Source organism: Streptomyces fodineus (assembly GCF_001735805.1).
In the GTDB taxonomy this organism is placed as follows: Bacteria; Actinomycetota; Actinomycetes; order Streptomycetales; family Streptomycetaceae; genus Streptomyces; species Streptomyces fodineus.
Map to the genome: position 1 here is coordinate 6,452,547 of NZ_CP017248.1, position 24,102 is coordinate 6,476,648.

The following is a 24,102-nucleotide window of genomic DNA, read 5'->3' on the forward strand; positions in this document are numbered from 1 at the left end:
CCGTCCCCCGTTTCCGCGTCCCGCTGCCGCTCCTGGTGCGGGAGCCGGCGTACGGCGGGGCGTCCGGCTCGGCGCAGTACCGGCCGGCGGTCGCGGCACCCCGCGCCCGGGAGACGGTGTCCGCGCTGTTCGCCGGGGTGTCCACCACCGCCATCGTGCTCGGCGCCGTGGCCGGCGGACGGCTCGCGGAGGGGCCGGGCCCGACCGCCGTACCGGTCGTGGGCGCGGGCCGGGCGCTGCCGGCGGCGGCCGTGGACACGGCGAAGGGCGGCCACGTGACCGTGACCGCCCGTGCGCCCGGCAGGTGACCTACTTCGCGGACAGCTCCGCCGCCACCAGCTCCGCGATCTGGACCGCGTTCAGCGCGGCGCCCTTGCGGAGGTTGTCGTTGGAGATGAACAGGGCGAGGCCGTTGTCCACCGTCTCGTCGCGGCGGATGCGGCCGACGTACGACGGGTCCTGGCCGGCCGCCTGCAGCGGGGTCGGGATGTCGGAGAGGGCCACGCCGGGGGCGCCGCCGAGCAGTTCGGTGGCCCGCTCGGGGCTGATCGGGCGGGCGAACCGGGCGTTGACCTGGAGGGAGTGGCCGGAGAAGACCGGGACGCGCACGCAGGTGCCGGAGACCTTCAGGGCGGGGATCTCCAGGATCTTGCGGGACTCGTTGCGCAGCTTCTGCTCCTCGTCGGTCTCGTTCAGACCGTCGTCGACGAGGGAGCCCGCCAGCGGGAGCACGTTGAAGGCGATGGCGCGCTTGTAGACGTTCGGCTCGGGGAATTCGACCGCCCGGCCGTCGTGGGTGAGCTTGTCGGCCTCGGCGGCGACCTTCTGCACCTGGCCGTGCAGCTCGGCCACGCCCGCGAGACCGGAGCCGGACACCGCCTGGTAGGTGGCGACGACCAGCGCCTCCAGGCCCGCCTCCTCGTGCAGCGGCTTCAGGACCGGCATCGCGGCCATCGTGGTGCAGTTCGGGTTGGCGATGATGCCCTTGGGGCGGTCGGCGACCGCGTGCGGGTTCACCTCGGAGACCACCAGGGGTACGTCCGGGTCCTTGCGCCAGGCGGAGGAGTTGTCGATCACGACGGCGCCCTGGGAGGCGACCTTCTCGGCCAGCGCCTTGGAGGTCGCGCCGCCCGCGGAGAAGATCACGATGTCCAGGCCGGTGTAGTCGGCGGTCGCCGCGTCCTCCACGGTCACGCCGTCCAGCACGGTGCCGGCCGAGCGCGCCGAGGCGAACAGGCGCAGCTGGGTCACCGGGAAGTCGCGCTCCGTGAGGATCCTGCGCATGACCGTGCCGACCTGACCGGTGGCTCCGACGATTCCGACCCTCACAGCGACTCCCTCTATCTGTCTCGTCCATGACCGGGGCTTTTCCATCATGCGGCCGACCCCGGTCATGCTGTCCAATTCTTTGCGAGGCGTGCCCGAGGAGTGGGACACGATCACCCGGCGGACGGTTCCGTACCTCCGCCGGACACCCCTGTGAGCTGGAGAAATTCCCTCCGGCGGGGGCCAGGGCCGCAAGCTGTGCTGTCCGGCCCCTGCCCGTGCGGTCCCCCGCCACACGGCGATGTGACGTACGCCTCTGCGGACCGCCGAAGACCCGTCCGAACGTTTCGGCCCGCCGCCGCGTCGTAGGGGCGAACGCGTGAGGGGGTGGGCCTGTGCTGCGCGGAGGGGCGCGCCGCGACCAGGGCGAGTACGCCGCCGGTACGGACCGCGGGGACCGTACCGGCGACGATCCGCTGGACGCGGCCCAGGAACGCCGGGTGCGGGCGGTGCTCGCGCTCGGCGGGGTGCCGCAGTCGGACCTGCCGGACGGGGTGCAGCAGGTACGGCTGCGGCTGCTGGAGCGGACCGCGAGCGGGCGCCAGGCGCCGCGGGACGTGTCGGCGTGGGCGGCGGTGGTCGCCTCCAATCTCGCCATGGACTGGCACCGGGCCAAGCGGCGCCGGGACCGGCTGGGGGAGCGGCTGGCCGCGCTGCGCGAGCCCGCGCGCCCCTCCGGGGAGGAGACCAGCCTGCTCTCCCTCGCCGTCGCCCAGGGCCTGGACGAACTCCCCGCCGCCCAGCGGCAGGTCGTCGTCCTGCGCTTCTTCGCCGACCTGCCCGTCCGGGCCATCGCCGAGGAGCTGGCCATCCCCGAGGGCACGGTCAAGAGCAGGCTGCACACGGCGATCCGCGCTCTGCGCGACCGTCTGCACGAGGACGAGGTGGTGTGACGTGACCGCCGGATTCGGGGGTGCGCAGGGGGCGGACGGCACGGACGGTGCCGCAAACGCCGGGGAGTACGGCGGTATGGACGCGTTGATGGCCGCCATCACGGGGGAACCGCTGCCGGAGGAGGCCCACCGCGATCCGGGCTTCCTCGCCGAACACCGGGCGGCCGAGGCCGATCTGGCGGTGCTGAAGGATCAGCTGACCCGGCTCGCGGAGGCGCTGACCGGGGAGCGGGCGGACGGGGCGGCGCCCGCCGAGGGGGCCGTGAGCCCTCGGCCGGCGTCCCGCCCGCGCGATGTCACGCGACCGGTGAGGTCAGGGCACCGGCCCCTGAGCCCCGGCCGGCCCGCGCGCCTAGGTCGGCCTCCGCGCCCCGGCCGGCCCTCCGGACCGCGCCGGGCGCTGCGGATCGCGTTCGCCTCGCTCGCCGGGGCCGCGGCCTTCGCCCTGGTCGTCGGGTTCGGCTGGATGGTGACGCACACCGGTGCCTCGGACGACACCAGCGCGAGCGCCGCGGGCAGGAGCGCGGGCGACGCCCGGGCCAAGGTCTCCGGGGACGGCGGGCGCCCGTCCGACCCGGAACTGGACCTGGCCTGCTCCCGGCTGGTCGTGGAGGGCACCGTGGCCGAGGTGGAGCCGCGGAAGCCGAGTCCCTGGTCCCGGATCACGCTGACCGTGATCCGCTCCTACAAGCCCGCGCACGGCCCGGCCCGGGTCGTCTTCCTGCTCGACGGCGGCGCGCGACCGGCCCCGCGCCCGGGCCAGCACGTACTGGTCCAGGTCGGCGTGGGGCAGCGCAAAGCGAGCCTGTGGGCCGTCGGGGACACCCGCGTGGCCGTCGACCGTGCCTGGATCACCGAGGCGCTGCCCAGGTCCCGGCACCTGACCTGCCCCACCGAGGGGGCGCCGGCCGACAGGCCGTGACCAGGGTGGGGGTGTCCCGTATGGCGCGTGATGCGGTCAGTTGTCCTTCGAGCGCGCGTAATGCCGGGACGCCTTCGCGCGGTTGCCGCACGCGGCCATCGAGCACCAGCGGCGGGTGCCGTTCCGGGACGTGTCGAAGAAGTGCAGGATGCAGCTGCCGCCGGAGCAGGTCCGGATGCGTTCCGGGGCCCGGGTGATCAGCTCCAGGTAGTTCCGGGCGGCGAGCCAGGCCGGCGCCCACGACGGATCGGCGAACTCCGGCTCCTCGGCGGGGCCCTCCGGGGTCAGCCGGGCCCGGATCCGCCCGTGTGCCAGTACGGCGTCCACGAGCGGCGCGGCCTGGGCCCATGACCCGTGCACCGCGGCCCTGATCGCCTCGCGCGCCTCGCGCAGATGCTCCAGCGTCTCCGCGTCGGCCGGGTGCTCCCCGGCCAGCCCGTTGCTCGCGAGCCACACCGCCATTCCCTCGGTGTCCCCGAGCAGGTCCTGGGTGACGCCTTCCTTGTTCCACCGGGTGTTGAGCAGGTCGAGCGCGAGGGGCTCACCGGTGAGCGGGCGGGGATCGCGGGCGGTGGACATCGGGCACTCCCTCTCGTCTAACCGCTCAATTGTATGTGACCGGTTGACCGCCTGTCTCTAACCACCTAATCTTATCTATGAAGGTTAGACAGCTCGAAGGAGAACACCATGGCTCCGCGCATCGCGCACGCCGGTCTGAACGTCACCGACCTCGACCGCTCACTCGCCCTCTACCGCGACCTCCTCGGCTTCGCCGTGCTCGCCGAGGGCAAGGAGGACGACCAGCGCTGGGCGATGCTGGGGGAGAGCGGCGGCGCCCCGCTCGTCACCCTCTGGCAGCAGGCCCAGGGCTCGTACGACAGCGGTCGCCCCGGACTGCACCACCTCGCCTTCACGGTCGACTCGATCGACCGCGTCCGGGAGTACGAGACGGCGCTGCGGGACGCCGGAGTCGACTTCGCCCATGACGGCGTGGTCGCCCACCGCGAGGGCGGCACCTCGGGCGGGATCTTCTTCCACGACCCCGACGGCATCCGCCTGGAGATCGCCGCCCCCCTCGGCCCCGACGGCGCCCCGGCTCCTCACGCGGACGCCCCGACCTGCGGCTTCTTCTAGCCATGGGCACCTACCACGCGGGCTCGCTCGCCGTGCAGGACCTCCTGGGCGTCCGCGACCGCGCCGCCCACGTGGGCCGCTCCCTCGGCCAGGACATCAAGCCGGTCGCGGCGGCCTTCCTGGAACTCCAGCCACTACTGGTGGTGGGAGCGGCGGACCCGGGGACGGGGAGGGTGTGGGCGTCCGCCCTCACGGGGACCCCGGGCTTCGTCCGGGCCACGGGCCCGCGACAGATGTCGGTCGTCTCGGACTCCGGACGGGACAGCCGGCCTCAAGGGGCGCGGGGCCGTGGCCGACCTACGGCTGCCGCCGCGTGGGCGCGACCGGCCACGGGCGAGCCGCACCCGCGCGACGACGCCGGCGACCCGCTCACCACGGCGCTGAAGACCCCCGGCACCCCCGTCGGCACCATCGCCCTGGACCCCCGAACCCGCCGCCGTATGCGCCTCAACGGCCGGCTGCGGCCGACGTCCCGCGGGTTCGCCGTCGAGGCGGACCAGGTCTTCTCCAACTGCCCCAAATACATCCAGCGCAGGGAGACGTACGAGACACCCGATGGCCGTACGCCGGACAGTCCGCACCGACTGACCGAACTCGCCCAGCCGCAACAGGAGTTCGTGCAGAGGGCCGACACCTTCTTCATGGCCACCGTGCACCCCGGCGGAGCCGACGTGAGCCACCGCGGCGGCAACCCCGGATTCGTCCAGGTCGCATCCCCGCACGAACTGACCTGGCCCGACTACCCCGGCAACGCCATGTTCCTCACCCTCGGCAACCTGCGCAGCGACCCCCGCGCCGGACTGCTCTTCCTCGACTGGACCACCGGCACCACCCTCCAGTTCACCGGAGAGGCCCGCGCCGAGTTCACGGCGGCCGGCGAGCGCCGCGTCCGCTTCACGCTCACCGAGGCCCTGTGGACCCCGTCCGCCCTCCCGCTGCGCTGGTCCGCACCCGAATATTCACCGGCGAACCCGGACCTGCCGGGCTAACGTCCGGGAATGCGACGGAAGTTGAGGGTGGCGGCCTACGCCGTATGCGTCCGCGACGGACAGATCCTGCTCGCGCGTTCCCCCGGCCCCGGCCCGGCTCCCGAGTGGGTGCTGCCGGGTGGCGGCATGGAGCACGGCGAGGACCCGTACGACACGGTCCGCCGCGAGGTAAGCGAGGAGACCGGCTACCGCATCGCGGTGACCGGTCTCCTCGGCGTGGACTCGCAGCGGCTGACCGTGGCCCGTCACCGCCGCACCGACTACCACGCCCTGCGGATCGTCTACGAAGGCGAGGTCATCGGCGGTGAACTCCGCTACGAAGTCGGCGGGTCCACCGATTTCGCGGCATGGCAGGAGCTTTCGGCCGTGCCGGAGCTGAACCGGGTGCCCCTGGCCGACATCGCGCTGCGGCTCTGGCGGGAACGTCCCGCGAGCGGCCGTCTCACCGCCGAGGCCCCTCCCCTGCCCCGGCAGGTGAACGAGGAGTAACTGCCCCTCGGCCGCCCGCAATCCACTCCATGACCGCATCCCGTACCCCGTGATCCACGTACGGTGATGGGCGCTGCGCGTTGCCGCCGAGTTCACGCGCAGGTCATCCCCGGTGCCAACGATCCACAGGAGCGGGGCGTTCGCGGCAGCGACGGCCCGCGACCACCGCCGACGCGTTCGCACCCGGGGAGATCGCGCCATGTCGCGCATACGCTCTGTCGCCACCTCCGCTCTGGGGGTCAACCGCCGTACCGTCCTCGCCGCCGCCGGAGCGGTCTCGCTCTCCGCGGGCGTCGGCTACGCCCTGCGCCCCACCGACAGCGAGGCCGCGACCACCGCGCCGGTCGCCCACGCGCGGCAGGCCACCGCCGCGACCCCGCTCGCCCCCTACACCAAGGGCACCACCCTCGCCTCCGTCGCCGCGCCCCGGAACAGCTCCGGCTATCGCCGGCTCGGTGACGGGCCCGGCTGGTCGCGCGTGGTGCGCGGTGAGCTGGCCACGCCCAAGTCCGGCCGGGCGGGCCGCCGTACGACCCTCGCGGCGTTCGTGCAGCTCACCGACCTGCACCTGATGGACGTTCAGCACCCGCTGCGCTGGGAGTTCCTGCGCGCGGCCGACCCGCACACCTGGCGGCCGCAGGAGGCGCTCACCGTGCCCGGTGCGATCGCGCTCGTCGAGCGGGTGAACGCGCTCAAGGGCGCCCCCGCCACCGGAGCCCCGCTGCACTTCGTCATGACCACCGGCGACAACACCGACAACAACGCCCACTCCGAACTGGAGTGGTTCATGAAGGTGATGAGCGGCGGCCGGATCAGCCCCAACTCCGGTGACCCGCGGCACTACGAGGGTGTGCAGAACAGCGGTCTGAAGCTGTTCTGGCAGCCCGACGCCACCCTCCGCGACAACGACAAGGCGCTCGGCTTCCCGCAGCTGAAGGGCTTCCTGGCCGCCGCGGTCCGCGAGGTGCGCAGCCCCGGCCTCAACCTGCCCTGGTACTCCACCGTCGGCAACCACGACGCCCTCGCGCTCGGCGCCTACGGCTCCCGCGGCGACCGCTACCTCGCCGAGGCGGCCATCGGCGGCAAGAAGCTGATGCAGGTCCCGGCCGCCGATGCGAAAAAGCTCCTCGCCTCCATCAACAACGGCACCGACCCCAAGGGCGCCGGCTACCGGGACTTCCTCAAGGCCCACGCCCGCTCGATGCGTTCGGTCACGCCGGACGACAGGCGCGCCCCCTACACCCCGGCCGACTACCTCAAGGCCCACCTCGACCCGGCCCACCAGGGCCTCGGCCCGGTCGGGCACGGCTACTCCTCGGCGAACCTCGACGCGGGCACCCAGTACTACGCCTTCCGCATCTCCGAGGACGTCATCGGCATCAGCCTCGACACCACCGACGCCGGCGGCCACTACGAGGGCTCCCTCGGCACCGCCCAGCTGAACTGGCTGGATGGGACGCTGAAGGACAACAAGGACTCCTACGCCGTCGTCTTCAGCCACCACACCAGCACATCGATGGACAACACCCGCCCCGACCCGGCCCGCCCGGGCGAGAAGCGGCACAGCGGCGCCGAGGTGCTCTCCGTGCTCGGCGCGCACGCCAATGTGCTGGCCTGGGTGAACGGCCACATGCACAGGAACCTCATCACCCCGCACCAGGGCTCCGGCGGCCGCTCCTTCTGGGAGATCTCCACCGCCTCGCACATCGACTTCCCGCACCTGGCGCGGATCATCGAGCTGGTGGACAACAAGGACGGCACGCTCTCCGTGTTCACCACGCTGATCGAGTCCGCCGCCCCGCACCGCACCGACTTCACCGACCTCTCCCAGACCGGCCTCGCCGCCCTCTACCGCGAGCTGGCCTACAACGCCCCCGGCGCCGCCAAGACCCTCGCGGGCGGCGCGGGGGACCGGAACACGGAGCTGGTGCTGAAGAAGGGCTGATATTCACCCAACCGGCGTACAGTCGGGCAACCTTCGCGCATGCCGCACCGGTTTGTCCTCCCGACCGCACCGAACACACAGGTTGGGGGAAGACATGCGCGTACGTACGACTCTGCTGGGTGCCGCGGCCCTGCTCCTCGCGGGGGCCGTGGCCGCCCCGGCGGTGGCCGTCTCCGGGAGCGAGGGGCACGCCGCCACCCGCAAGGCCGTCGAGGCCATGGTCGCGGCCGGCGTGCCCGGTGTGACCGCCACCGCGGCGGACGTCCACGGCACCTGGTCCATGACCGCCGGCGTGGGCGACATCCGCACGGGCGAGCCCCGCTCCACTGCCGACCGCTACCGCGTCGGCAGCATCACCAAGACCTTCGTCGCCACCGTCCTGCTCCAGTTGGAGGCGGAGGGCCGGCTGTCCCTGGACGACACGGTGGACACCTGGCTGCCGGGCGTCGTCCGCGGCCACGGCCACGACGGCCGGCACATCACCGTCCGCCGGCTGCTGAACCACACCAGCGGCATCTTCAGCTTCACCGAGGACAAGGACTTCCAATCCGCCTACTTCACCAAGGACGGCTTCTACCGGCACCGCTACGACACGCTCACCCCGCGCGAGCTGGTGGCGATCGCCATGCGGCACAAGCCGGACTTCGCGCCGGGCGCGTCCTGGCACTACTCCAACACCAACTTCGTGGTCGCCGGCATGGTGATCGAGAAGGTGACGGGGCATTCGTACGCCACCGAGATCAAGCGGCGCATCCTCGCCCCGCTGCGTCTGCGGGCCACGTCCCTGCCCGGTACGAGGCTCACCGTCCCGCGGCCGAGCAGCCGGGCCTACTCGAAATTCACCGACCCGAAGGGCCCCGTCTACGACGTCACCGCCCTCAACCCCTCCATCGCCTCCTCCGCGGGCGAGATGATCTCGGACTCCGCCGACCTGGACCGCTTCTACGGCGCCCTGCTCGGCGGAAGGCTCCTTCCGCCGCGGCAGCTGAAGGAGATGAAGACCACGGTGGAGATGAAAGACTCCGCGTATCCGGGCGGCTATGGCCTCGGCATCATGGAGACGCCGCTGAGCTGCGGTGTTCGAGTGTGGGGCCATGACGGCGGCATTCACGGTTCCACGTCGACGGCGGTGACGACGCAGGACGGGCGGCGTTCCCTGGCCTTCAATTCGAACGGCGACTGGACCGGCGACGGGCGCAAGATCGTCGAGGGGGAATTCTGTTAGGCACCGTTTCATTCGCGTCATTGTGCGTTAACCCGGACGCAATGTCCGTACCGCCTCATATCGGCTAACCCGCTATGGACGGGGATGGCTCGATCTTCTCGATCATTTATGCAAGGCGGGTGGTCGTGTGCGCACTACACACGGACTGCGAGTGCTGTCGGTCTACGAGGGTTTCTTCTCCGGAGGAGCCCGGATCGTGCACAGTGACGTCGTACTGGGACTGGCCGAGGGCGGCCAGTCCCACCAGGTGCTCAGCATCCATGGCGAGGTCCGGCGCGAGGCCACCCGGCAGCGCATGGAGGACGACTCCTGCTACCGGGCGCTGACCGCCGGCGGCGTCGGCGTCACCTCGCTCGGCCGCAGCGCCGGCCTGGTGGACGGGGCCCTCGCGGCGAACCTTTTCAGCGGGCCCGAGCTGGCCGAAACCGCTCGGGCCATGGCCGGGGCGGATGTGATCCTCTCCCTGAAGGAGCAGCCGCTGGCCCTGCTGAACCAGGCCGGCCTGCCCCGCCGCCCGGTCGTGGTCGGTCTGCACCGGTCCGACCCGGAGAACCAGGGCCCCGCCCTGGAGGAGCTGAAGGCCGCCATCGCCGACGGCACGGTGGCCGCGTGCGTGTGCTGCGCCGAGTCCACGCGGGCCGCCTACGAGGCCGCCGGCATCCCGGCCCGGCTGCTGCACGTCATCCCCAACGGCGTCGACCTGCTCCGCTTCCGCCCGGACCCGGCCGCGCGGCTCGCCTTCCGCGCCTCGCAGGGGATCCCCGACCGTGCGCCCGTGGTCGTCTTCGCGGCCCGGTACGCCGCGATGAAGAACGTCCCCCTGCTGCTGCGGGCGGCCCGCGCCTGGCTCGGCCGCGAGCCCGAGGGGCACGTCGTGATGTGCGGCGCGGGCATGAACGACACCAACCCGGCCCTGTGGGCGGACATCGAGATCGCGTTCGGCGCGGACCGGCACCTCGCGGAAAGGATTCACCTGCTCGGGGTGCGCCGCGACATGGAGGCCGTCTACGCGGGCGCCGACGTCGTCGCCCTGACCTCGGCCTCGGGTGAGGCGGCGCCGCTGTGCCTGATCGAGGGCATGATGTGCGGCGCCGTCCCGGTGACGACGGACGTGGGCGACAGCGCGTCGATCGTCGAGGGCCTCGGCTTCGTCACCCCGCCGGACCCGGCCGCGATCGCCCTGGCCTGGTCCGCCGCGGCCGGCGGACGCACCGGGCTCGCCCCGGCCCTGGACGCCGCCCGCGAGCGCTTCAGCCGCACCCGCATGATCGCGGCCTACGCCACCCTGCTCGACGAGGTGTACGCCTCACACGTCGGCGGGCAGCGGGTCGTGGCCCAGCACGCCGCGGGCGACGCCGTCGCGCCACCGGCCGTCCCGGAAGACGACGCCCCGCAGTACGCCCTCGCGGGTGAACCCGGCCTTCTCCAGGGCCCGCTGCTGGGCGACGTTCTCGGACTCGGTGTCGGCCTCGATCCGCATCACGGGCGTGTGGGCGAAGAGGTACCGGACGAGCTGTAGCCGGGCCCGGGTGCCGATGCCCCGGCCACGGGCCTCGGACCCCGTCAGGAAACCCGGTCGAGCACCGGGAGGTAGCCGAGCGACTGGCCCGGTGCCGTGGGGTGGTACGACTCGGTGGGGGCCAGCACGTCGACGCTGTGCAGCCAGGGGGCCGCGGAGCAGATCTCGTGGCCGGCGAAGGCTCCCCTGACGTCGGCGAAGGCGAACCCGTGGGCGGCGGCGCGGCGGGCGATCAACGCGTCGAGGTGGTCCACACCCTCGTTGAGGGCGGCGCGCGCGGTGTCCTGGAGGCCCACTTCGCAGGCGCCTCTCAGGTGGTACAGGTGCGGATAGCCGAGCACCACGACGCGGGCGCCGGGAGCCCGGTCCCTGATGGCCGAGTAGAGCCGGTCGAGGCTGTCCCCGAGGGACCTGTCCACCGTGGCGCGGGCGGCGGCGACGGCCGACAGGCAGCGGCTGGTGCCGCCCAGTGCACAGGTCGTCATCACGACGCCGAAACCCGCGTCCATGCCGCCGACGGTGAGGGTGACCAGCCTGGTGCCGGCGCCGAGCGTACCGAGCTGACCGGACAGGACGTCGCTCGTCCGGGCGTGGTTGCACGCGGCGAAGGCGAAGGCCGCCATCTTGTGCGCCGAGGCCCACAGGACCGGGTACGCCCGGCCGCTGCGCTTGCAGTTCGTGCCGGTGGGGAGGTAGTCGCCGGCACCGAGCCCGGCGGAGTAGGAGTCGCCGAGGGCCACATAGCCCACGGGTGCCGTCCGGGGCGCCGCCTGTCCCGTGCCGGGGGCGGCGACGAGGCAGGCCGTGGCGAGCACGAGGGCCGCCGAACACGCGGCTGTCCGGGTATGTCGCATACCTCTCATCTTTCGTGGCCCGGGCCGCGCCGCCCGCGAGGCTCGTCCGTTCGGGTGAACCGGCGTGACGCACGAGGAGGGGCCACCGGATCGGCCCCGGTGGCCCCTCCTCTCCCCTCCTGAGGGCTCCCCGCGGCCCTCCTGATGCCTCCCGGTCCGTCACTACCGGGGAAGCACCACGACGTACGCGGCCGGGTCGCGGTCGGCGGACGCCATCAGGGCCGTACGCACCACCGTCGCCTGCTGTTCCATGCCGTCCCTGAGCTTCTTCGGCGTGATGTACACGACCGTGATCCCGAGGCGCTCCAGGTGCTCGCGCTTGCGGGCGTACTCCGACCACAGCGCGTCCTCGTCCTCCCGATGGCCTTGCCGGGGCGCCCGCGTGTCCAGCTCCACCGCCACCGCCTGGTCGGGCCAGTACGCGTCCAGGCCGCCCAGGTGCGGCCCGCCGGGCAGGCGCAGGTCGACGTTCCAGACCGGGTCGGGCAGCCCGTACTCGCTGACCATCCGGTACAGCCGGTCCTCGGCGATCGAGCGGCCCTCGGCCACGAGCGCGTCCACGGCGTCCACCACATGGGGCCGGTTCAGCAGCTTGGCCTGGGTCAACTGCCGTACCACCGCGGCCGGTTCGCAGTGGCCGCCGCGCACCGCCTCGGTCAGCAGCCGCCGTACCGCCGCCGCGTCCGTCAGCTCCGCCACCGCGTCCGCCAGCGCCCGCGGCACCGGCGCCACCGGCAGGCCCGCCACCGCCTTCGGCGTGGGCAGGGAGGGCGTGCGCAGCACCCGGACATAGCCCGAGGAGCGCAGCCGGCGCAGCCGTGGGACCAGGACGTCGACGCGGTCCAGGGAGAGCAGCGGCGGGGTGGTGGAGAAGCCGTGGAGGGTGAGGGCGGCGAGGCCCGTGATCATCGCCTCCGCGTAGACCGGGCGGTGCGGGTCCTGCGCCGTCGGCTGGGCCGGGACGCCCGGCGCGGACTCGCGGGCCGCGTACAGCAGGGACCCGTGCAGCCGCTCCTCGCTCGTCGGCGGGCCGGGGTGCAGCAGGACCACGTTCGGCAGCAGCAGCTGCCAGGGGCCGCCGGGGCGGCACTGCTCGGCCAGTTCGGCCGTCGTCACACCGTGCGAGCGGAGCTGAGCCGCCGTCAGAACCCGGCGGTGGACCTCGGAGAGGTGGCGGAGGGGGCGGGGGGAGAGCGGGGTGTTGTGCGTCATGGCGACGGGATTCCCGCGTCCGGTCCCACCCTTAACCGTTGTTACACGCCCGTCGAAGAATGCGGACAAGAGGGGACTAAAGGTCAGGTGTTCGGATGCCGAGTAGGGACGGGAAACCCCTGGTCCGATCGGGTGCGGACCAGGGGTTACGGTTCCGATTGACCGAATTCCGTAACGGTCACCGGCGGCCCAAGCCAAGGCCAAAGGTCGGGCCGGTGTCAGCCGGTGATCGCCGTCGCGTCGCACTCCTGTGCGCGCAGCGCCCGCGCCAGGTCGTCCCGCGCCTCCAGCACCAGCCGGCGCAGCGCCGGCGCCGCGTCCCGGTGCGCCGCCAGCCACGCGTCCGTCGCCTGAAGCGTCTCCGGGCGGTCCTGCAGCGCCGGGAACAGGCCCCGTACGACATCCATGCCGATCTGGATCGACCGCTCCCGCCACACCCGCTCGATCGCCGCGAAGTACTTCTGCGCGTACGGCGCGGTCAGCTCCCGCTGCGACGGCTGCCCGAAGCCCGAGATCGTCGCCTCCACCAGCGCGTTCGACAGCGCGTCGGACTCCACGACCTGCGCCCACGCCTGCGCCTTGACCGCCGCCGACGGGCGTGCCGCCAGGCACCGCACCTGATGGCGCTTGCCCGACGCCGTGTCGTCGCGGGCCAGTTCGGCCGCCAGCACCGACTCGTCCGCCGCCCCGTGCGCGGCCAGCGGCTCCAGGAACGCCCAGCGCAGCTCCTGGTCCACCTCCAGACCGTCGATCGACGTCGTCCCGTCCAGCAGGTCGCCCAGCAGCTTCAGGTCCGGTTCGGCGGCGGCCACGGTCGCGAAGAACCGCGCCCACGCCAGCTGGTGCTCGCTGCCCGGCTCGGCCGCCCGCAGTTCCCGCAGCGCACCCTCGGCCAGCAGCTCACCGCCGGTCGCCCGCCACTGCGGCGCCGCGTAGTGCACCAGCGCCGAGTTCGCCCACGCGTGCAGCATCTGCAGCACACCGATGTCCGACTCCCGGCCCCCGAACCGCAGCACCAGATCGACGAACTCCCGCGCCGGCAGCAGCGCGTCCCGCGTCATGTTCCACAGCGCCGACCAGCACAGGGCACGGGCCAGCGGGTCGGTCAGCAGGCCCAGGTGCGCCCGGAGCGTGTCCAGCGAGGTCTCGTCGAAACGGATCTTGCAGTACGTCAGATCGTCGTCGTTGACCAGGACCAGCTCCGGCGCCTCGGCGCCCGCCAGCTCCGCCACGACCGTACGCGGCTCGTGCGCGTCCGTCTCCACGCGCGCGTACCGCTCCAGCGCGCCCTCGGGCGTACGCCGGTACAGGCCCACCGCGATCCGGTGCGGGCGCTCCTCGGGGTGCGACTCCGGAGCCTCCTGCACCACCGCCAGCTCCGCCACCCGGCCCTCGGCGTCCAGCAGCACCTGCGGCGTCAGCGCGTTCACCCCGGCCGTCTGCAGCCACGAACGCGCCCACGCCGACATGTCCCGGCCGCTGGTCTCGGCCAGCACCGACAGCAGGTCGCCAAGACGCGTGTTGCCGTACGCATGGCGCTTGAAGTAGCGGCGGGCGCCCTCCAGGAACGCGTCCTGGCCGACGTACGCCACCAGCTGCTTGAGCACGGAGGCGCCCTTGGCGTACGTGATGCCGTCGAAGTTCAGCTTGGCGTCCTCCAGGTCACGGATGTCCGCCGTGATCGGATGCGTGGACGGCAGCTGGTCCGCCCGGTACGCCCAGGCCTTGCGGCGGTTGGCGAAGGTGATCCAGGCGTCCTTGAAGCGGGTCGCGCCCACGTTGGCGAACGTGCCCATGAAGTCCGCGAAGGACTCCTTCAGCCACAGGTCGTCCCACCACTCCATGGTCACCAGGTCGCCGAACCACATGTGCGCCATCTCGTGCAGGATGACGTTGGCCCGGCCCTCGTACGACGCCTGCGTCACCTTGCCGCGGAAGATGTACTCCTCGCGGAAGGTCACCAGACCCGGGTTCTCCATCGCACCCAGGTTGTACTCCGGCACGAACGCCTGGTCGTACTTCCCGAACGGGTACGGGTAGTCGAAGTGGTCGTGGAAGAAGTCCAGACCCTGCTTGGTGACCAGGAAGACGTCGTCGGCGTCGAAGTGCGGGGCGAGACCCTTGCGGCACATCGCGCCGAGCGGGATCTCCAGCTTGGTGCCGTCCTCGAAGGTGCGGGTGTAGGAGTCGGTGACGTAGTGGTACGGCCCCGCCACCACACAGGTGATGTACGTCGAGATCGGCTTGGTCTCCGCGAACTTCCAGACGCCGTCGGCCCGTTCGCCCGTGCCGTTGCTCCACACCGTCCAGCCCTCGGGGGCCTGGACCTCGAAGCGGTACGGCGCCTTCAGGTCCGGCTGCTCGAAGTTGGCGAAAACCCGGCGGGAGTCGGCCGGCTCGTACTGGGTGTAGAGGTAGACCTCGCCGTCCTCGGGGTCGACGAAGCGGTGCAGGCCCTCGCCGGTGCGGGAGTAGGCGCACCTGGCGTCCACCACCAGCTCGTTCTCAGCGGCCAGGTCCTCCAGCGCGATCCGCGCGCCGTCGAAGACCTCGCCCGGGTCCAGGTCACGGCCGTTGAGCGAGACGGCGCTCACGCTCGGCGCGATCAGATCGGCGAAGCTGGACGCGCCCGGCTCGTTGCAGCGGAAGCGGATCGTGGTCACCGAGCGGAACGTGCGCGGCTCGCCCTCCCCGTCGCCGACGGCGGACCTGAGGTCCAGGGACACGTCGTATCCGTCGACGGACAGCAGAGCGGCCCGCTCCCGGGCCTCCTCACGGGACAGATTCTCACCGGGCACGGACGGCACTCCCTTGTGATCGCGTGGATGAGGGCTGAACAGGACCGATCCTGCCATGTGCCCCTGACGGCGGGCAGCAGGGAATGGCCATGCGGACAGGAGCGTTTTCCCGGAAAAGAGTTCCCCTTGAGGAGAGATATGTCGGACAAGACCCCCGTCGACTTCTGGTTCGACCCGGTGTGCCCCTGGGCCTGGATGACCTCCCGCTGGGTCCTGGAAGTGGAGAAGGTCCGCGACATCGAGGTCCGCTGGCATGTGATGAGCCTGGCGGTGCTCAACGAGGACAGGCTGGACGAGCTGCCGGAGGAATACGCCGAGAACATGCGGCCCGGGGGCAAGACCTGGGGGCCGGTCCGGGTGGTGATCGCGGCCCAGCAGTTGCACGGCGACGAGGCGGTCGGCAGGCTCTACACCGCGCTCGGCACCCGCTTCCACAACGAGGGCCTCGGCGTGAACCGCGACAGCATCGCCGCGGCCCTCGCCGACGCGGGCCTGCCCGCCGACCTCATCGCGTTCGCCGACAAGGACACCTACGACGCCGAGCTGCGCGCCTCGCACAAGGAGGGCATCGAGAAGGTCGGCCAGGACGTCGGCACCCCGGTCATCGCGCTGCCCGGCCCCGACGGCGAGCAGATCGCCTTCTTCGGCCCGGTCGTCACCCCCGCCCCCAAGGGCGAGGAGGCGGCCCGCCTGTGGGACGGCACGATCGCCGTGGCCTCCGTACCGGGCTTCTACGAGCTCAAGCGGACCCGCACCAAGGGGCCCGACTTCGGCAACCTGTAGGTCCCGGTCGGTGTACGGGCCCGGTGCCGCTCAGCGCCGGGCCTCGTCGGTCATGATCGCGTGGCCGACGGTTTCGGGACCGGTACGCCCGGCTTGAGGAAGAACAGCCCGGCGACGGCCCCCTTGTCGTCGAAGCTCACCCGGAACTCGCCGGGCCCGTGCTGCATGCGCAGGGGCACGCTGACCACGGTGAACTTCCCGGACTTGGCGTCCTTGGGCTTCTGGTGCGACTGGTAGCGTCCGAACTGGGCCTGGTAGTTCGTCCACGCCTGCTTGAGTGCGTCCGGCGGCAGATGCCCCCGCACGTTCGCGTCGAAGTGCGCGGTGGCGGCTTTGTAGTCGCCCTTGACGATGTCATCGAGCGTCTGCAGGGCGACCGTGTCGTTCTTGGGCGCGGCCAGTGCGGAAGCGGCGGCCGGCAGCAGCGCGGAGACGGCCAGCGCGAGCGAGGCCGCCGCGGCCCGGACGAGTCGCCGCTCGCCGCCGCGTGCGAGGTCTTTGTCGGACATGCGTTCATCGTGCGTCACCCGCCGGCCCCTCGCATGCCGACGGTCACCACCAGGCCTTTCGCCTCGCACGGAGCCCGCGGGGATACTGCTGCCCATAACCCCCGCCTGCCCATACCCCCCGCCCCCCTTCTCCCCGCCCGTCAAGGACAGACCGTCAGGCATGCCGAGAAAGGGGAAAACCCCGCGAGTCAGGTCCTCGCGGGGTCTTCCTTTCATCCGCCCGCCGCCGTGAAGGGTGAGAAGACGATCACGAGGCGGGACGACTCGGGGCTCAGGGAGCCAGCAGGAGGGTGTTCGCGCGGGACTTGGCGGCCTCGTAACGGCGGGCGACGTCCTGCCAGTTGACGACCTGCCACATCGCCTCGACGAAGTCCGCCTTCTGGTTGCGGTACTGGAGGTAGAAGGCGTGCTCCCAGGCGTCGAAGACCAGGATCGGGGTGGAGCCCTGGCCGACGTTGCCCTGGTGGTCGTAGACCTGCTCCACGATCAGCCGGCCGCTCAGCGGCTCGTACGCCAGCACGCCCCAGCCCGAACCCTGGGTGGTGGCCGCTGCCTTGGACAGCTGGGTCCTGAAGGCGGCGAAGGAGCCGAAGGACTCCCTGAGCGCGTCCGCCAGCTCGCCCACGCCGTCGGCCGCGAGCGGCTCGCCGCCGCCGTCCTTCGGGCCGGTCATGTTCTGCCAGTAGACGCTGTGCAGGATGTGGCCGGAGAGGTGGAAGGCCAGGTTCTTCTCCAGGCCGTTGACCGAGCCCCACGACTCCTTGTCCCGCGCCTCGGCGAGCTGCTCCAGCGTGTCGTTGGCGCCCTTCACATAGGCCGCGTGGTGCTTGTCGTGGTGCAGCTCGATGATCTCCGGGCTGATCACGGGAGCCAGCGCGGAGTAGTCGTAGGGCAGGTCGGGCAGCGTGTAGACGGGCATGGGTGATCCCCTCCGGAACCTTATTGCAAGTAGGTTGCAACTACACGCTAGCAACAAGAGTGCGGGCAACGGAAAGGCCCCCACGTGTCGCACGTGGGGGCCTCGCCGGGGCGGAGTCAGCGCTTGGCGCGGGCCCGCTGCCAGGCGTAGCCGACCGCCGCCAGGAACAGGGTCATGCCGCCGGTGGAGTACAGCTGGACGCGGGTGTCCTGCTCACGCGCCATCAGGACGAAGATCGCGACCATGCCGGCCAGTGCCACCCAGGTCAGCCAGGGGAACGCCCACATCCGCACGACCAGCTTCTGCGGCGCCTCGCGCTCGATTCGGCGGCGCAGCAGCAGCTGGGAGACCGCGATGAAGATCCAGACGACGAGGATGACCGCGCCGATCATGTTCAGCAGCCACGGGAAGACGTCGGCCGGGCGCCAGTAGCTGAGCAGCACACAGACGAATCCGAAGAAGCACGAGGTGAGGACCGCCGTCCGGGGGACGCCGCCGGACAGCTTCGCCAGCACCTTCGGGCCCTGCCCGCGCTCGACCAGCGAGTAGGCGATGCGCGAGGAGCCGTAGATGTTGGCGTTCATCGCGGAGAGCAGGGCGACCAGGACGACCACCTTCATGAGCTGGCCCGCGCCCGGGATGCCGAGGTGGTCGAGGGTGGCGATGTACGGGCCGTTCTCCACGACGTCCTTGGAGTCCCACGGGACCAGGGTGACGACGACCGCCATCGAGCCGATGTAGAACAGCGCGATGCGCCACATCGCCGTACGGACGGCGGACGCCACGCCCTTGACCGGGTTCTCCGACTCGGCCGCCGCGATGGTGACCGTCTCCAGGCCGCCGTAGGCGAAGACGGAGGCGAGCAGGCCGATGATCAGGCCGTTGCCGCCGTGCGGCAGGAAGTCGGTGAGGTGGGAGGTGCCCGGGGCGTCCGTGCCGGGCAGGACGCCCGCGATGGCGAGCGCGCCCAGGATCAGGAACAGGCTGATCGCGCCGACCTTCAGCGCGGCGAACCAGAACTCGAACTCGCCGAAGTTCTTTACGGCGGCCAGGTTCGTCCCGCAGAACACGACCATGAACAGCGCGACCCAGAGCCACTCCGGGGTGCCGGGCAGCCAGCCGGAGACGATGTGCGCGGCGCCGATGCCCTCCAGGCCGACGGCCGTGCACAGCAGGACCCAGAAGGACCAGCCGGCCGCGAAGCCCGCCCAGGGGCCGATCGCCCGCTCGGCGTGCGCGGAGAAGGACCCGGACGACGGGTAGGCCGCCGACATCTCGCCCAGCATCCGCATCACCAGCATCACCAGCAGACCGGAGGCCGTGTAGGCGAGCACGATGGACGGGCCGGCGGCCGCGATGCCCGCGCCGGAACCGACGAACAGGCCCGCGCCGATCACCCCGCCGAGGGCGATCATCGACAGATGGCGCTGCTTGAGGCCGTGGGAGAGGGAGGCGCCCTCTTCCTGCGGTGGCGTCTCCGTGGTGGTGCTGGTGGGCATGGGCGCGGCTCTCCCGGACAAGGCAATGGGCGGGCAAAAACCCCGCCAGTCTGGGCGGCCCGTCCGCTCACACGGAGGAGCCGCCCAGTATCCGGACACCCTCTGTACGCAGGGTGAGGATCCGGTTACGCCGCCGCGAGCACCGGCGTGTAGTGCGAGGCGTCGCCCTCGATGGAGTAGCTCTCCTTGCCCTCGATGCCGACCGGGACGTCACCGGCGACGGTCACCCGGTGCAGCCGGCGCGGCCGGCCGTCGTAGTTGTCGATGGCGTAGTGCTGGGTGATCCGGTTGTCGAAGAGCACCAGCTCGTTCTCCGCCCAGCGGTGGCGCAGGATGTTCTCCGGGCGGGTGACGTATGCCTGGAACAGGTCCAGGATCCTGCGGGACTCGCCGACGGACAGGCCCACGATCCGCTGTGCGAACCCGCCGATGAACAGCCCGCGCTCCCCGGTCAGCGGGTGCACCCGGACCACCGGGTGCGCGGTGCGGTACGTGATGGAGGTGAACTGGGCGCGCTGGGCGGCCTTCTCCTCGTCGATCTCCTCGTCCGGTACGGCGTAGTCGTAGTCGTTGGTGTGCTCGGCCCACAGGGTGTCGGCGAGGCGGCGCAGCGGCTCGGGCAGGTCGCGGTAGGCGGCGGCCGCGTTGGCGATCAGTGTCTCGCCGCCGTACGGCGGGACGGTGATCGAGCGCAGGGTGCTGGCCTGCGGCGGGTTGAGCACGAAGGTGACGTCGGTGTGCCAGTGGTTGGCCCGGCCCCGCTCGCTGTCCACGGGCAGCACGTTCGGGGCACCGTCGACCGCGCCGACCGTCGGGTGCGCGGTGGTCAGGTCGCCGAAGTGGCGGGCGAAGGCCTGCTGGCCGGCGTCGTCCAGGCCGCCAGCGTCGAAGACGAGCGCCTTGTGGACGTTCAGGGCCTCCCGGATCGCGGCGACCTCCTCCGGGGCGAGCGGCCTGGTGATGTCGACGCCGGAGACACGGGCGCCGATGCGTGCGGTGACCTTGGTGATCTCGAGGGACATGGCGGTTCCTTTCAGACGAACGAGGGGCTCAGGTACTGGTTGACGGGCCGGGGAAGGCCGTAGCGTTCCCGGAGGGTCTGGCGGGGGCCGTACTCGTTGCGGAACAGTCCTCGGGCGCGCAGGAGGGGTACGACGTGCTCGACGAAGGCGTCCAGACCGGAGGGCAGCACGGCGGGCATGATGTTGAAGCCGTCGGCGGCGCCCCGGGTGAACCAGGTCTCGATCTGGTCGGCGACCTGCTCGGGCGTCCCGGCGAAGGTGAGGTGGCCGCGCCCGCCGCCGAGGCGGCCGATCAGCTGCCGGACGGTGAGCCGCTCGCGCCGGGCCAGCTCGACCACGAGCGTGTACCGGCTCTTGGCGCCCTCGACGGCGGACTCGGGCGGCAGGTCGTCCGGGAGCTGCGCATCCAACTCGAGGGTCCCGGACGGCAGTTGCAGCAGGCTCTCCAGCCGGGCCACCCCGTGGTCGTACACGATGTGGTCCTCCAGCACCTGCTCGGCCGCCCGTGCCTCCGCCTCCGTGGAGCCGAGTACGGGCACGATGCCGGGGAGTACCTTGATGTGCCCGGGATCCCTTCCTGTTCGGGACGTCCGGGACTTGAGGTCGGCGTAGAAGGCCTGCGCGTTCTCGATGGTCTGCTGTGCGGTGAACACCGCCTCCGCGTACCGGGCGGCGAAGGCCTTGCCGTCCTCGCTCGACCCCGCTTGCGCCAGGAGCGGGTAGCCCTGGGGCGTGCGGGGTACGTTGAGGGCGCCCGCCACACTGAAGTACGTGCCCTGGTGGCGGGGCGGATGGATCTTGCCGTCGTCGCCCCAGACGCCGGCCGCCTTGTCGGCGACGATCGCGTCGTCCTCCCAGCTGTCCCACAGCTTCAGCGCCACGTCGAGGAACTCGGCCGCGCGGGTGTACCGCTCGGCGTGCGGGGGCTCTTCGCTGAGCCCGAAGTTCCGGGCGGCCTCGGCGCCGGCGGTGGTGACGATGTTCCAGCCGGCCCGGCCGCCGCTGATGATGTCCAGCGAGGCCAACTTGCGGGCCAGGTTGTAGGGCGAGTTGTAGGAGGTGGAGGCGGTGGCGATCAGGCCGATGTGCTCGGTGGCCGTCGCCAGCGCCGTCAGCAGGGTGAGCGGTTCCAGCGCGCCGGCCGGGCGCTGGGCGAGGTTGCCCCACAGTTGGGGGCCGTCGGCGAGGAAGAGGGAGTCGAAGGTGCCGAGCTCGGCGGTCCGGGCGAGCCGCACGTAATGCTTCAGATCCACGTGCGCATACGGGTCGCTCTCCGGCAGCCGCCACGACGCCTCGTGGTGCCCGGTGTTCATGAGGAACGCGTTCAGATGGAGTCTTCTCCGTGTCACCGGTCCTCCGTGACGCCCAGTGCGGCCAGCAGCCGCTCGCGGTACTCGCCCAGGACCGGCTCGCGGTAGGAGCGCGGGTGGGGGCGGTCGATGGTCAGGTCGTGGCCGATGCGGCCCCGGTCCAGGACGAGGACCCGGTCGGCGAGCACGATCGCCTCGTCGACGTCGTGGGTGACGAGCAGCACGGAGGGCCGGTGGCGTTGCCACAGGTCGCGCAGCAGGCTGTGCATCCTGATGCGGGTGAGCGCGTCCAGCGCGCCGAACGGCTCGTCGGCCAGCAGGAGTTCGGGCTCGCGGACCAGGGAGCGGGCGAGCGCGGCCCGCTGGGCCTCACCACCGGACAGCTCGCCCGGCCAGGCCCGTTCGCGGCCCTTCAGCCCGACCTCGGCGAGGGCGGCCCGGCCGCGCTCCTCGGCGTCCTTGCCGTCGGTGCCGAGCAGGACGTTGTCCAGCACCCGGCGCCAGGGCAGCAGCCGGGAGTCCTGGAAGACGACCGAGACCCGCTCGGGGGCGGTGAGCCGCCCGCCGCCCGCGACTGCGTGGTCGAGCCCGGCAATCGCCCGCAGCAGGGTGCTCTTGCCCGAGCCGCTGTGTCCGAGCAGGGCCGTGAACTGGCCGGCGGGCAGGTCGAGGTCGATGCCGTCGAGGACCGTACGGCTGTCGAAGGAGCGGGTGAGGCCCCGGAGCCGGACGGCGGGGCGGGTCAGTTGCTCAGTGTGCGGCGCCACGACAGCACCCTCCGTTCGATGAGACGGACCACGCTGTCGGAGACCAGGCCGAAGACGCCGTAGATCAGCAGGCCGACCAGGATCACGTCGGTCTGGCCGTAGTTCTGCGCCTGGAACATCATGTAGCCGAGGCCGCTGGTGGCGTTGATCTGCTCCAGCACCACCAGGGCCAGCCAGGAGCCCGTCACACCGAGCCGGAGTCCCACGAAGAATCCGGGCAGCGCGCCGGGGATCACCACCTGGCGGACGAAGGTGAGCCGGGACAGGCCCTGCACCTCGGCGAGTTCGACGTACCGGCCGTCGATGCCGGACAGCGCGGCATGCGTGTTCAGATAGATCGGGATGTAGACGACGATCGCGATGATGGCGACCTTGAAGGTCTCGCCGATGCCCAGCCAGAGGATGAACAGCGGGATCAGGCCGAGGGTCGGGATCGCCCGGTTGAACTGCACGGTCCCGTCGATCAGCGCCTCCCCGGTCCGGCTGAGCCCGGAGGCGAGCGCGAGCAGCACCCCTGCGGCAAGACCGATCGCGAAGCCGTATCCGGCCCGCTCCAGCGAGGTCAGGATGTCGGTGGGCAGGGTGCCGGCGGTCCACAGATGACCGGCGGTCCCGATGACCGTCCAGGGAGCCGGGATGGCACCCGTGTCGAGCGCTCCGGCGGCGGAGGCGGCGGCCCACACGGCGAGGACGAGGAGGGGGCCGAGCAGCCGGGCGGCGGGCAGCCGGCGGCCGGGGGAGAGACGCCGCCGCCTGCGGACCTGGGGGACCTCTCCGGCCTCGGCCGCCGCGACGGGGGTGGTCGTCGTGGTCACGGCGGTCATTTCCGGTACTCCTCGGGTACGGCCTTGGCGGCGATCGGCTCGAAGCGGTGGTCGAAGAGCGAGGAGACGTCGAACTTCTTCACGAACCCGCCCTCGGCGAGCAGATCGGCCGTCGCCTGCTCCCACTTGATCGCCTCGTCCCAACTGGGCGGGAACAGCGGCTTGTTGGCGAGCTTGGCGATGCCCCGCGCCTGCTCCGGGGTCAGGTTCTGCGTCTTGACGTAGAACTCCTCGTTCCAGACGTCCGGGTGCTCGTACTGCCACACCTGTCCCTGCGCCCACTGCGGGATGTAGGCGGCGATCGCGGCGGCCTTCGCGGGGTCGTTCAGCACGGACTGCGGGGCCCACAGCAGGTTGAGCAGGTCGACGACGTCGGTGGGGATGGTGTGGGCGCCCTTGGACCCGTACTGCTTGAGGTAGGCCGGTGCCTGGCTGATGGCGAGCGGGGCCACGTCGACCTGCCCGGACTGCAGCGCGGTGAAGAACTGGTTGCTGGTCAGCGGGACCAGCTTCACCTCGTCGTACTTCAGGCCCGCCTGCTTCAGCGCCCGCAGCAGGACCACACCCTGGGCCTGGCCCTGCGAGAACGCGAGCCGCTTGCCCTTGAAGTCGTCGACGGTGTGGATGTCGCTGCCGGGCTTGGTGGCGAAGAGGTAGTTGGGCTTGCGGGTGATGTCGATCGCCACGATCTTCGCCGTGAAACCCTGGTAGTGCGCCTGGATCGGCGGGATGCCCGCGTTGTTGGCGAGCTCCAGGGACCCCGCGCGGAAGGCGTTGATGACGTCCGGGCCCGCCCCGATGTTCAGCCAGTTCGACACGGTGAACGGCAGCTTGGGCAGCTTCGCCAGCCGGAACTGCAGCTGCTGCTGGCCCAGGTACGAGGCGATCTTCAGGCTGGTGCCCGCCGGGACCTTGTCCGCGAGCGGCTTGGTCGAGGCGCCCTGGGTGTCGGCGGCGGCATCGCCCTTCGCGCAGCCGCTGAGGCCCACGGCGGCGGTGGACGCGCCCAGCAGGGAGGTGAGAAAGACACGACGGTGCATGGGAGGACTCCCGGGAGAAAGGCGGGAAGACAGGAGGCGAATGCAGGGAGGGAATGCAGGAAGGGAAGGCAGGAAGAATTCCGGGAAAGACAAGCCGGAAGAAGAGAACTCACGCAGCAGGAA

At 71.6% G+C, this 24,102-nt stretch carries 22 protein-coding genes and 2 pseudogenes; 10 read left to right on the forward strand and 14 right to left on the reverse strand.

Annotation, left to right across the window (positions count from 1 at the left end; genetic code table 11):
• Positions 1 to 35 precede the first annotated feature (35 nt).
• On the forward strand, positions 36 to 308 hold the full coding sequence (locus BFF78_RS27620) for a hypothetical protein (RefSeq protein WP_069780871.1): 273 nt from the start codon (positions 36 to 38) through the stop codon (positions 306 to 308).
• 1 nt (position 309) lies between these two features.
• On the opposite strand, the gene BFF78_RS27625 is transcribed toward BFF78_RS27620, so the two are convergent.
• Positions 310 to 1,329 (reverse strand): aspartate-semialdehyde dehydrogenase, encoded by a 1,020-nt coding sequence (locus BFF78_RS27625; protein WP_069780872.1) that lies wholly within the window; start codon positions 1,327 to 1,329, stop codon positions 310 to 312.
• Between the two features lie 332 nt (positions 1,330 to 1,661).
• Here BFF78_RS27625 and BFF78_RS27630 point away from each other — a divergent pair, with 332 nt between their 5' ends.
• Positions 1,662 to 2,219 (forward strand): sigma-70 family RNA polymerase sigma factor, encoded by a 558-nt coding sequence (locus BFF78_RS27630; protein WP_069780873.1) that lies wholly within the window; start codon positions 1,662 to 1,664, stop codon positions 2,217 to 2,219.
• A 1-nt stretch (position 2,220) separates the two neighbouring features.
• On the forward strand, positions 2,221 to 3,141 hold the full coding sequence (locus BFF78_RS27635; RefSeq protein ID WP_227025944.1) for a hypothetical protein: 921 nt from the start codon (positions 2,221 to 2,223) through the stop codon (positions 3,139 to 3,141).
• Between the two features lie 36 nt (positions 3,142 to 3,177).
• On the opposite strand, the gene BFF78_RS27640 is transcribed toward BFF78_RS27635, so the two are convergent.
• Entirely contained in the window at positions 3,178 to 3,720 is a 543-nt protein-coding gene (locus BFF78_RS27640; protein WP_069780874.1) for a CGNR zinc finger domain-containing protein, read from the reverse strand.
• A gap of 108 nt (positions 3,721 to 3,828) precedes the next feature.
• Here BFF78_RS27640 and BFF78_RS27645 point away from each other — a divergent pair, with 108 nt between their 5' ends.
• From BFF78_RS27645 to BFF78_RS27670, 6 genes are all read left to right on the forward strand, one after another.
• The gene (locus tag BFF78_RS27645; protein ID WP_069780875.1) at positions 3,829 to 4,275 is read left to right on the forward strand and encodes a VOC family protein; all 447 of its coding nucleotides are present in this window, start codon (positions 3,829 to 3,831) and stop codon (positions 4,273 to 4,275) included.
• Between the two features lie 2 nt (positions 4,276 to 4,277).
• Positions 4,278 to 5,264, forward strand: coding sequence for a pyridoxamine 5'-phosphate oxidase family protein (locus BFF78_RS27650; protein WP_069780876.1), 987 nt, complete (start codon positions 4,278 to 4,280; stop codon positions 5,262 to 5,264).
• Positions 5,265 to 5,273: 9 nt separating this feature from the next.
• The gene (locus BFF78_RS27655; RefSeq protein ID WP_193433547.1) at positions 5,274 to 5,753 is read left to right on the forward strand and encodes an NUDIX hydrolase; all 480 of its coding nucleotides are present in this window, start codon (positions 5,274 to 5,276) and stop codon (positions 5,751 to 5,753) included.
• A 199-nt stretch (positions 5,754 to 5,952) separates the two neighbouring features.
• Positions 5,953 to 7,698 carry a TIGR03767 family metallophosphoesterase gene (locus BFF78_RS27660; RefSeq protein ID WP_069780878.1) on the forward strand — a complete coding sequence of 582 codons (1,746 nt, stop codon included), beginning with the start codon at positions 5,953 to 5,955 and terminating at the stop codon, positions 7,696 to 7,698.
• A 94-nt stretch (positions 7,699 to 7,792) separates the two neighbouring features.
• Complete coding sequence (locus tag BFF78_RS27665) at positions 7,793 to 8,923, forward strand: serine hydrolase domain-containing protein (protein ID WP_193433548.1); 1,131 nt, start codon at positions 7,793 to 7,795, stop codon at positions 8,921 to 8,923.
• Positions 8,924 to 9,074: 151 nt separating this feature from the next.
• A complete protein-coding gene (locus tag BFF78_RS27670) occupies positions 9,075 to 10,442 on the forward strand; it encodes a glycosyltransferase (RefSeq protein ID WP_227026160.1) in 1,368 nt (455 codons plus the stop codon).
• Here the strand turns inward: BFF78_RS27670 and BFF78_RS49785 are convergent.
• The 4 genes and pseudogenes from BFF78_RS49785 to pepN all read right to left on the reverse strand — a co-directional run.
• A pseudogene (locus tag BFF78_RS49785) lies at positions 10,392 to 10,604 on the reverse strand (hypothetical protein); the annotation flags it as partial. The gene BFF78_RS27670 and the pseudogene BFF78_RS49785 overlap by 51 nt on opposite strands.
• Positions 10,538 to 11,305: pseudogene (locus tag BFF78_RS27675) on the reverse strand (SGNH/GDSL hydrolase family protein); the annotation flags it as partial. The pseudogenes BFF78_RS49785 and BFF78_RS27675, both read right to left, overlap by 67 nt.
• A 153-nt stretch (positions 11,306 to 11,458) precedes the next feature.
• Complete coding sequence (locus BFF78_RS27680; RefSeq protein ID WP_069780880.1) at positions 11,459 to 12,508, reverse strand: hypothetical protein; 1,050 nt, start codon at positions 12,506 to 12,508, stop codon at positions 11,459 to 11,461.
• Between the two features lie 218 nt (positions 12,509 to 12,726).
• Entirely contained in the window at positions 12,727 to 15,306 is a 2,580-nt protein-coding gene (gene pepN, locus BFF78_RS27685; protein WP_069780881.1) for an aminopeptidase N, read from the reverse strand.
• A 138-nt stretch (positions 15,307 to 15,444) separates the two neighbouring features.
• Between pepN and BFF78_RS27690 the strand changes: the two genes are divergently transcribed.
• On the forward strand, positions 15,445 to 16,089 hold the full coding sequence (locus BFF78_RS27690; protein ID WP_069780882.1) for a mycothiol-dependent nitroreductase Rv2466c family protein: 645 nt from the start codon (positions 15,445 to 15,447) through the stop codon (positions 16,087 to 16,089).
• A gap of 50 nt (positions 16,090 to 16,139) precedes the next feature.
• Here BFF78_RS27690 and BFF78_RS27695 read toward each other — a convergent pair whose 3' ends face one another.
• The 8 genes from BFF78_RS27695 to BFF78_RS27730 form a co-directional block, all read right to left on the reverse strand.
• Positions 16,140 to 16,598, reverse strand: a complete 459-nt coding sequence (locus BFF78_RS27695) for a DUF3887 domain-containing protein (RefSeq protein WP_069780883.1) — start codon at positions 16,596 to 16,598, stop codon at positions 16,140 to 16,142.
• A 271-nt stretch (positions 16,599 to 16,869) separates the two neighbouring features.
• Complete coding sequence (locus BFF78_RS27700; RefSeq protein ID WP_069780884.1) at positions 16,870 to 17,517, reverse strand: superoxide dismutase; 648 nt, start codon at positions 17,515 to 17,517, stop codon at positions 16,870 to 16,872.
• A gap of 116 nt (positions 17,518 to 17,633) precedes the next feature.
• Complete coding sequence (locus BFF78_RS27705) at positions 17,634 to 19,016, reverse strand: amino acid permease (protein WP_069780885.1); 1,383 nt, start codon at positions 19,014 to 19,016, stop codon at positions 17,634 to 17,636.
• Between the two features lie 125 nt (positions 19,017 to 19,141).
• Entirely contained in the window at positions 19,142 to 20,038 is an 897-nt protein-coding gene (locus BFF78_RS27710; protein WP_069780886.1) for a TauD/TfdA dioxygenase family protein, read from the reverse strand.
• 11 nt (positions 20,039 to 20,049) lie between these two features.
• Positions 20,050 to 21,387: an LLM class flavin-dependent oxidoreductase gene (locus BFF78_RS27715; protein ID WP_099054945.1), complete on the reverse strand. Its 1,338-nt coding sequence runs from the start codon at positions 21,385 to 21,387 to the stop codon at positions 20,050 to 20,052.
• The gene (locus BFF78_RS27720; protein WP_069780888.1) at positions 21,384 to 22,115 is read right to left on the reverse strand and encodes an ABC transporter ATP-binding protein; all 732 of its coding nucleotides are present in this window, start codon (positions 22,113 to 22,115) and stop codon (positions 21,384 to 21,386) included. The genes BFF78_RS27715 and BFF78_RS27720 overlap by 4 nt, the downstream gene beginning before the upstream one ends.
• Entirely contained in the window at positions 22,091 to 22,939 is an 849-nt protein-coding gene (locus BFF78_RS27725; RefSeq protein ID WP_069780889.1) for an ABC transporter permease, read from the reverse strand. The genes BFF78_RS27720 and BFF78_RS27725 overlap by 25 nt, the downstream gene beginning before the upstream one ends.
• The gene (locus tag BFF78_RS27730; RefSeq protein ID WP_069780890.1) at positions 22,936 to 23,979 is read right to left on the reverse strand and encodes an ABC transporter substrate-binding protein; all 1,044 of its coding nucleotides are present in this window, start codon (positions 23,977 to 23,979) and stop codon (positions 22,936 to 22,938) included. The genes BFF78_RS27725 and BFF78_RS27730 overlap by 4 nt, the downstream gene beginning before the upstream one ends.
• Between the last annotated feature and the right edge of the window lie 123 nt (positions 23,980 to 24,102).

Bases quoted from the DNA above. Each gene is read 5' to 3' on its own strand.
- BFF78_RS27645 (WP_069780875.1), top strand. From the start codon at position 3,829: ATGGCTCCGCGCATCGCGCACGCCGGTCTGAACGTCACCGACCTCGAC.
- BFF78_RS27640 (WP_069780874.1), bottom strand. From the start codon at position 3,720: ATGTCCACCGCCCGCGATCCCCGCCCGCTCACCGGTGAGCCCCTCGCG.
- BFF78_RS27730 (WP_069780890.1), bottom strand. From the start codon at position 23,979: ATGCACCGTCGTGTCTTTCTCACCTCCCTGCTGGGCGCGTCCACCGCC.
- BFF78_RS27700 (WP_069780884.1), bottom strand. From the start codon at position 17,517: ATGCCCGTCTACACGCTGCCCGACCTGCCCTACGACTACTCCGCGCTG.
- BFF78_RS27710 (WP_069780886.1), bottom strand. From the start codon at position 20,038: ATGTCCCTCGAGATCACCAAGGTCACCGCACGCATCGGCGCCCGTGTC.
- BFF78_RS27680 (WP_069780880.1), bottom strand. From the start codon at position 12,508: ATGACGCACAACACCCCGCTCTCCCCCCGCCCCCTCCGCCACCTCTCC.
- BFF78_RS27665 (WP_193433548.1), top strand. From the start codon at position 7,793: ATGCGCGTACGTACGACTCTGCTGGGTGCCGCGGCCCTGCTCCTCGCG.
- BFF78_RS27705 (WP_069780885.1), bottom strand. From the start codon at position 19,016: ATGCCCACCAGCACCACCACGGAGACGCCACCGCAGGAAGAGGGCGCC.
- BFF78_RS27695 (WP_069780883.1), bottom strand. From the start codon at position 16,598: ATGTCCGACAAAGACCTCGCACGCGGCGGCGAGCGGCGACTCGTCCGG.
- BFF78_RS27660 (WP_069780878.1), top strand. From the start codon at position 5,953: ATGTCGCGCATACGCTCTGTCGCCACCTCCGCTCTGGGGGTCAACCGC.
- BFF78_RS27655 (WP_193433547.1), top strand. From the start codon at position 5,274: ATGCGACGGAAGTTGAGGGTGGCGGCCTACGCCGTATGCGTCCGCGAC.
- BFF78_RS27690 (WP_069780882.1), top strand. From the start codon at position 15,445: ATGTCGGACAAGACCCCCGTCGACTTCTGGTTCGACCCGGTGTGCCCC.
- BFF78_RS27650 (WP_069780876.1), top strand. From the start codon at position 4,278: ATGGGCACCTACCACGCGGGCTCGCTCGCCGTGCAGGACCTCCTGGGC.
- BFF78_RS27725 (WP_069780889.1), bottom strand. From the start codon at position 22,939: ATGACCGCCGTGACCACGACGACCACCCCCGTCGCGGCGGCCGAGGCC.